Annotated in this window: 4 protein-coding genes; all 4 read right to left on the minus strand. The window is 56.4% G+C overall.

Annotated features, from left to right (window positions below; translation table 11 throughout):
• Positions 1-40: 40 nt before the first annotated feature.
• From QZR17_RS06030 to QZR17_RS06045, 4 genes are read right to left on the minus strand one after another with little or no spacing between them, the layout of a single operon-like run.
• A complete protein-coding gene (locus tag QZR17_RS06030; RefSeq protein WP_297128910.1) occupies positions 41-3,148 on the minus strand; it encodes an efflux RND transporter permease subunit in 3,108 nt (1,035 codons plus the stop codon).
• Between the two features lie 15 nt (positions 3,149-3,163).
• Positions 3,164-4,225: an efflux RND transporter periplasmic adaptor subunit gene (locus QZR17_RS06035; protein WP_297128915.1), complete on the minus strand. Its 1,062-nt coding sequence runs from the start codon at positions 4,223-4,225 to the stop codon at positions 3,164-3,166.
• A 29-nt stretch (positions 4,226-4,254) separates the two neighbouring features.
• Complete coding sequence (locus QZR17_RS06040) at positions 4,255-5,634, minus strand: TolC family protein (RefSeq protein ID WP_297128918.1); 1,380 nt, start codon at positions 5,632-5,634, stop codon at positions 4,255-4,257.
• On the minus strand, positions 5,618-6,232 hold the full coding sequence (locus tag QZR17_RS06045) for a TetR/AcrR family transcriptional regulator (RefSeq protein ID WP_297128921.1): 615 nt from the start codon (positions 6,230-6,232) through the stop codon (positions 5,618-5,620). Before QZR17_RS06045 ends, QZR17_RS06040 begins: the two co-directional genes overlap by 17 nt.
• Positions 6,233-6,538: the final 306 nt, after the last annotated feature.

The raw sequence follows: 6,538 nt of genomic DNA on the forward strand, positions 1-6,538 counted from the left end.
ATCTCTGCACCGCCCACTACTTGTTTATATGCTTTGCCTTTTACTCCGTCAGCAGGGCCTCGATGTCCACCTTCTGCTTTGTGCCGGACCTCTGTCGGGCGTGGAAAGCCTTGTAGAGTGCCGGCACGACGATCAGCGTCAGCAGGGTAGAGAGAGCCATACCACCGATGATCACCCACGCCATACCGGTACGGAGCTCAGCGCCTGAGCCGTGCGAGAGAGCCACGGGGAGCATACCGATGATGGTCGAGAGGGCGGTCATCAGGATCGGACGCGTACGGAGCTTGACCGCCTGTATCAGTGCCTCGTCCACCGGCTGTCCCTCGGCGCGTGCTTCGTTGGCGAAGTCGACCAGCAGGATCGCATTCTTGGCGACCAGACCTACCAGCATCACCATACCGAGCATGGCGTAGATGCTCATGGCAGTATTGGTCAGGGCGAGGGCGAGCAGGGCACCGACGATCGAGAGCGGGATGGCGATCATCACGACGAGCGGGTCGGTCCAGTTGTTGTAGAGCAGCGTCAGCGCGAGATAGATGAAGAGGAGCGAGAGCAGGATCGCCGTCATGAGGACGCTCATCGAGTCGGACATTTTCTTCATATCACCGGTGGTCTGTATCTGCACCCCACCGGGCAAGTCCTCACCATCAAGCCGGGACATGAATTCCTTGGCAATTGCGCCGGCAGGCACACCGTAGGCCTGAGCGCGCAGCGTGACGGAGCTGTTGCGATTGTACCTCTCCAGTCGGCTGGGACCGATACCGAGGCTGATGTCGGCGAATTGCGAGAGCCGGATGAGATCGCCCTGGCCATTGACGACCATAAGTCCGGCGACATCCTCGATGGATCGGCGAGAGACCTTATCGGCACGGATGTTTATCGCGTACTCATAGTCCCCCTCCGTATACCTTGGCTGATCATTACCCTGGAAGCTCGTCTGCATCATCATACCTACATTGTCCAGGGTGAGCCCAAGATTGGACATCTTGTCTCGGTCGACTCGCACTGTGACCTCCGGCGTGGCATTCTCGACGGAGAGCCACGGCTGTATCACGCCCGGGATCGTACTCAGCGCTGAGAGCGCCTTATCGGCATAGAGAGCCACCGAGTCCTTGTCGGTACCGGAGATCACATACTCCACGGATGCCTTGGAGACGGTACCGGTCATACTGACATTGCAGACCCTCACACGTGCATCCACGAGATAGTCCGAGAGAGGCTTCCGGATCTTAGCCACATAGGTCTCGGTGCCACCGGGGACCTTCTTGAGCTTAACATTCATCTCAGCGAGATAGGGTGTCCCCTTGCTGCTCTGACCGTTATCACTGGTCAGGCCGACCATAGTCACCACCTTCTCCACCTCAGGTCGATGCATGAGCCAGCCCTCAGCCTTGCGCACCAGCTTATTGGACTCCTCCAAAGATATGTCCTTGGGCATCTCCAGCTGGATGATGCACTCGTGCCGATCCATGTAGGGCTGAAACTCAAAGTTGATAAAACCAAGTGGGAAAAGTGCCATCACACCGGCCATCAGTACAACGACAATGAGTGCCAGCGTCCAGCGGTGACTCATTCCCCAGCGGGTCACCGTGGAGATAAGCTCTGCAAAGCGACTGATGCCCTCCTCAAAGCCGCTGAGCATCCGACCGATGAAGCTATCCCTCCTGAGGGACTGCACATTCCCCAGCCGGGAGGTGAGCAGCGGCACGAGAGTCAGGGCGGCAAGGAGGCTGAAGAGGATCGCTATCACAATCACGGCACAGAACTGCCGGAGGATGTCCGAGACGAGTGAATTGGTGAAGATGATCGGCAGGAAGACGACCACCAAGACCATGGTGACCGAGATGACGGTGATGCCGATCTCATTCATGGCATCCCAGGTGGCGCGGACTCGGTTTTTCCCCATCTCCATGTGGCGATAGACGTTCTCGATGACCACGATCGCATCGTCCACCAAGACGCCGATCACCAGCGAGAGTGCCAGGAGGGACATCATATTGAGCGTGAAGCCAAAGAGCCTCATCCCGATGAAGGTGGCGATCAGGGACACTGGCACCACGACCATCACGATCAGGGCGTTGCGGACATTGTGGAGGAAAAGCAGGATCACCAGCGACACCAAGAGGATGGCGAGCAAGAGATCCGTGAGCACAGAGCTGATCGCATTGCGGATAAAGGTGGTGGTATCTTGCGCCACCTCTATCCTAAGGCCATCAGCGGCGTAGCGCTCCTCGAGCGTCCAGATCTGCCCCGCCACCGCCTTGCTCACGTCGAGGGCGTTGGCGTCTGACTGCTTGAGGATATTGAGGAGGATCGCCTCCTGACCATTGACACGCCCCATCTTGACCGGGTCCTTGACCCCATCGACCACCTCAGCGACATCCTCGAGACGGATGGCTGTGCCATTGACGTTGCGGAGGATCAGCCTGCGGAGCTGGTTGATGGAGGTGATCTTACCGGAGAGGCGAACCGCCATCTGCGACTCATCGCTCATGAGATAGCCGGTGGGGAAGTCGAGGTTGGAGGCACGTATGGCACCCTGTACCATGACCGGCGTGATGCCGAGGTCCTGCATCTTGGCCTTGTCGAGATTGATCTGGATCTCACGCTCCACGCCGCCGACCAGCCCCACATTAGCGATGCCCTTGATGTGCGACAGCTCGGGGACGACCCGCTTGTCGATGAGGTCAAAAAGGTCGGTCGACCCGATGTCCGCTGTAGCAGATAGGATCAGGATAGGCTTCTCATCGACCGATACCTTAGAGATCATCGGAGAGATAATATCCCGAGGCAGCTCCGCACGCCTGGCTGAGAGCCGATTTTGCGCATCGGTCATCGCCTTGTCGATATCGGTCCCAAAGTCAAAGGAGACCATAATCATCGACATACCCTCAAAGGAGTAGGACTGCATCTGGTCGATGCTCTCCATACTCGAGAGGACCTCCTCCGCTTTCTTCGTCAGAGAGTTCTCCACCTCTGTCGGTGAGGCACCGGGATAGATGATCTGTACGTTGAGCAGCGGCGGCGTAAACTTCGGCATCAGCTCTGCGCTCAAGCTCCTAAAGCTCAGGAAGCCCAGCACGGTCAGCAGGATAAAGAGGACCGTGACAAATATCGGGCGCTCAATAGATGTCTTTACGATTTTCATACTTTACTCTGCTTGTCAGTCATTAACCGCCTTGACGGGCAGACCATCCGACACATTGATCAGACCGGAGACGATGATGCAGTCACCACTCTCTAGTCCACTGAGGACCTCGATCCGGTCACCGATGAGACCACCGACCGTAATGGTCTGCTCTCTCGCAATCCCCTCCTCGACGACGTATACGTGAGCATCCTTGACACTGCCGATGATGGCTCGGCGAGGGATCAGGATCCCGTGCGTCTCCTCACTGCTGCCAAAGGACACCGAGACATACATACCGGGTCGCAGTCCTTCCATACCCTCCTTGTCCAGCGCCACCTCCACGGGGAAAGCGAGGGCATGATTTGCCTTATTTCCCACCATGGAGATACGACCGGAGAGGGTCCGGTCCGGATAGACTTCGCTTGCCACAGAGACGGTCTGTCCCTCCGAGAGCTGCAGCCGCTGACGCTCGGTCACGAAGCAGGTAGCCTTGAGCTGCGAGTCATCGACGATATCAAAGAGCTTGGCACCGGGATTGACATAGCTGCCGACCTCCACATACCGCTTATAGATCTCGCCTGAGATGGGCGCCTGCAGGGAGGCATCGGCCAGCCGGCGACGGCTGGCGACATAGCGACCCTCAGCCGCTACCATCTGGGTATTCATCGCACTGAGTTGCTGGTCGGTGACACCGCCCTGGCTGTGTGCCTGACTATATCGCTCATAGTCTCGCTTCGCCGCCTCATAAGCGACACGAGCGGACTCGGCATCGGCTCTCAGCGTCTCCACATCGAGCTGTACAAGGAGCTTCCCCTTAGCGACACGATCGCCCTCGTCGGCATAGACCGACACGACTCGCCCACCGGTGCCGGCGACGACAGATAGATCGTGTGCTCCTGCCACGAGTCCATTGGAGACAAAGGATGCGCTATAGTCGCTCTCACTTACCGTCTCGGTGCGGACAGCCACTGCCGACTGACCCTCCATAAGGCCCTCTGTCTTGGCAGCGGTAGCCCTCTTATTGAGGACCAAAGTCACTACGATGAGACCAATGGCCAGCACGATGGCTAATGGGAGATAGATTTTTCGTTTCATGACAATGTGATTATGATGAAGTGTGACTATTATTCCATAAGGTCTCGTATCTCACCCCGGCTCTTCTTGAGGTCGATGAAGGCCTTCATATAATCCCCAAGGGCGCTGGCGTAGGACATCTGTGCCTGCACGAGAGACTGGCTCGCATTGAGGACATCAGAGAGAGAGGCGACGCCGAGGTTATAATTCTTCTGCGCCAAGTCAAGGACCTGCTCAGCGAGAGTTTGGTTATCCCTCTGTAGGGAGATGGTCCGCTGAGTGTCTCTGAGCTTAAGGGAGGCATTGAGGTTAGCCATCCTAAGCGACTGGTCGAGTGCGTGCAGATCCTCCTGCGCCTTGAGCAGGTCGAGGTGACTCTCGCGCACCTTGGCGAGGCGAGAGCCGCCACTGAAGATCGGCATCCGGAGACTCACCCCGACCATGGCGGTCGGGTAGCCGTAGTTGGTTGCCCCGCCGAAGAGCTGATCGCGCATGTGATTGTACTGCAGGTTGAGTGCCAGGGAGAGCGTCGGGAGGTACTCATACTTCTTCGCCCGCTCCTGCAGCTCGGCCATCCTCTCCCTCTGCTGCAGCTGCATATAAGCTATATGCCTGATGGGGTCAAAGGTGGGGGAGCCTACCGTGGCAATCTCCTGCTGAGCCATGAGGCCGAGGTCGAGGGGCGGCACGGTCATAGGCTCTGTCACCTCAAAGCCCATCTGGAGCTTGAGCAGGTTTTTCTGCACCTCGAGCCCGCTCTCTATCGCTGACTGCTGGGTCTTGAGGTTGGTGAGATTGACCCTCAGCCGATCCACATCCACCTTCTTGACCAAGCCGGAGGCGTAGTTGACCTCCATCATGCGGAGCATCTGCTCCACCAGTTCCACACTCCGAAGCATCTGTGACGCAGCGTACTGAGTGACCTGGACCCCATAGTAGAGGGTAGCGGTCTGAGCGATCACATCCTCCTCTGTCGAGAGGGCGCCCAGCTCTGCCATCTGCTTGGAGACCTTGGCAATGTCGAGGGTATTGAAGAGCGACATATTGAGTAGCTGCTGATTAAGCGCCAAGCCCGCATTGGCACTATACTTTGTCCCCATCTCGATGGTCATGTACTCTGACGCATTGGGGTCGCGCATCTTCTCGGGGAGGAAGTTATTCATGAAGTTGGGCATGATAAACTTTGCCTTCTTCAGGTTGTCATTAAGCCCTGCGGACCCGCTGATCTGTGGCAGGAGAGCTCCGAGCACCTCTTGACGGGCTCGCTCAGCCTTCTCACGGTCAAGGGCGGACTTCTTGACATTGCTATTGTGCTCCACGGCATAGCCGAGGCACTGCTGTAGCGTGTAGCTCTCCTGAGCGTGCCCTGTGACCGAGAGCAGGAGCAGGCCGAGGACGAGCATCACCAAGCGATTATTGGATGATATCATGGTACGTGGTGTATAAGAGTTGATTTCCCTCCTCGGAGACGATGGCGCGCAGGTGGTACCCCAGTATGGTGGCAAAGTAGCTCCCTGCGGGGAGTAGCTTATTACGCACCACGGCATTGATGTAGAAGCCAAAGACAGAGTACGAGAGATACTCGCACATAAAGGGGATGTCCAGATCAGCTCTGTAAAGTCCGGTCTCCACCCCTCGTCGTAGATTAGCCTGCATCTTGCCACCAAAGAAATTGGATCCGATCGCATGCTCCAGCATCGCCTGATGTGGGTTGTTGCGCATCAGGTCAGAGAAGAAGACGGGATTGAGCGTCTCAAAGAGCCGATCCAGCTGCTTAAAGCACAGGACCAAGCTCTCTATGGCAGACCTCTCCCCATCGTCAAGCAGCGAAATGGCGCTCTGGAAGTCACCGGAGATGGCATGGACGCACTCCTTGAGTAGCTCCTCCTTGGAGGAGAAGTTGTTGTAGAGCGTCTTCTTCGTGACGCCCATCCTTGCTGCCATCTCATCCAGAGAGAGGAGGAAGCCCTCTTGCTTGAGTATGTCAATGGCCTTGCTTACGTACTTATCTTTACGACTTTGCCCCATAGTTATATTGATATTTGAGTTCTGTTCACATGGCAAATATACACTTTTTCTACTTACAAAGTGTAATCTATATATTTCAAAGCGATTTTCTTTCTGTTTTGCTGCGACTTTGGCTCTCAAGGAAGCTATCTCACGCAAAGGGATAGTGAAGCTGCCGTCCCGACGGGCTGTGGCACTCCGACCGAGCTCCCGATTAGGCTTGAGAGGATGCCCGATTTTGCCGTCTACTTATGGGGCATATCTAATACCGATGTGGTGTCCTAGAAAAGTACACACATAGAGGAGCAGAAATGAACAGCAAGAAAG

The sequence above is a fragment of the uncultured Porphyromonas sp. genome (assembly GCF_900541275.1).
In the GTDB taxonomy this organism is placed as follows: domain Bacteria; phylum Bacteroidota; class Bacteroidia; order Bacteroidales; family Porphyromonadaceae; genus Porphyromonas_A.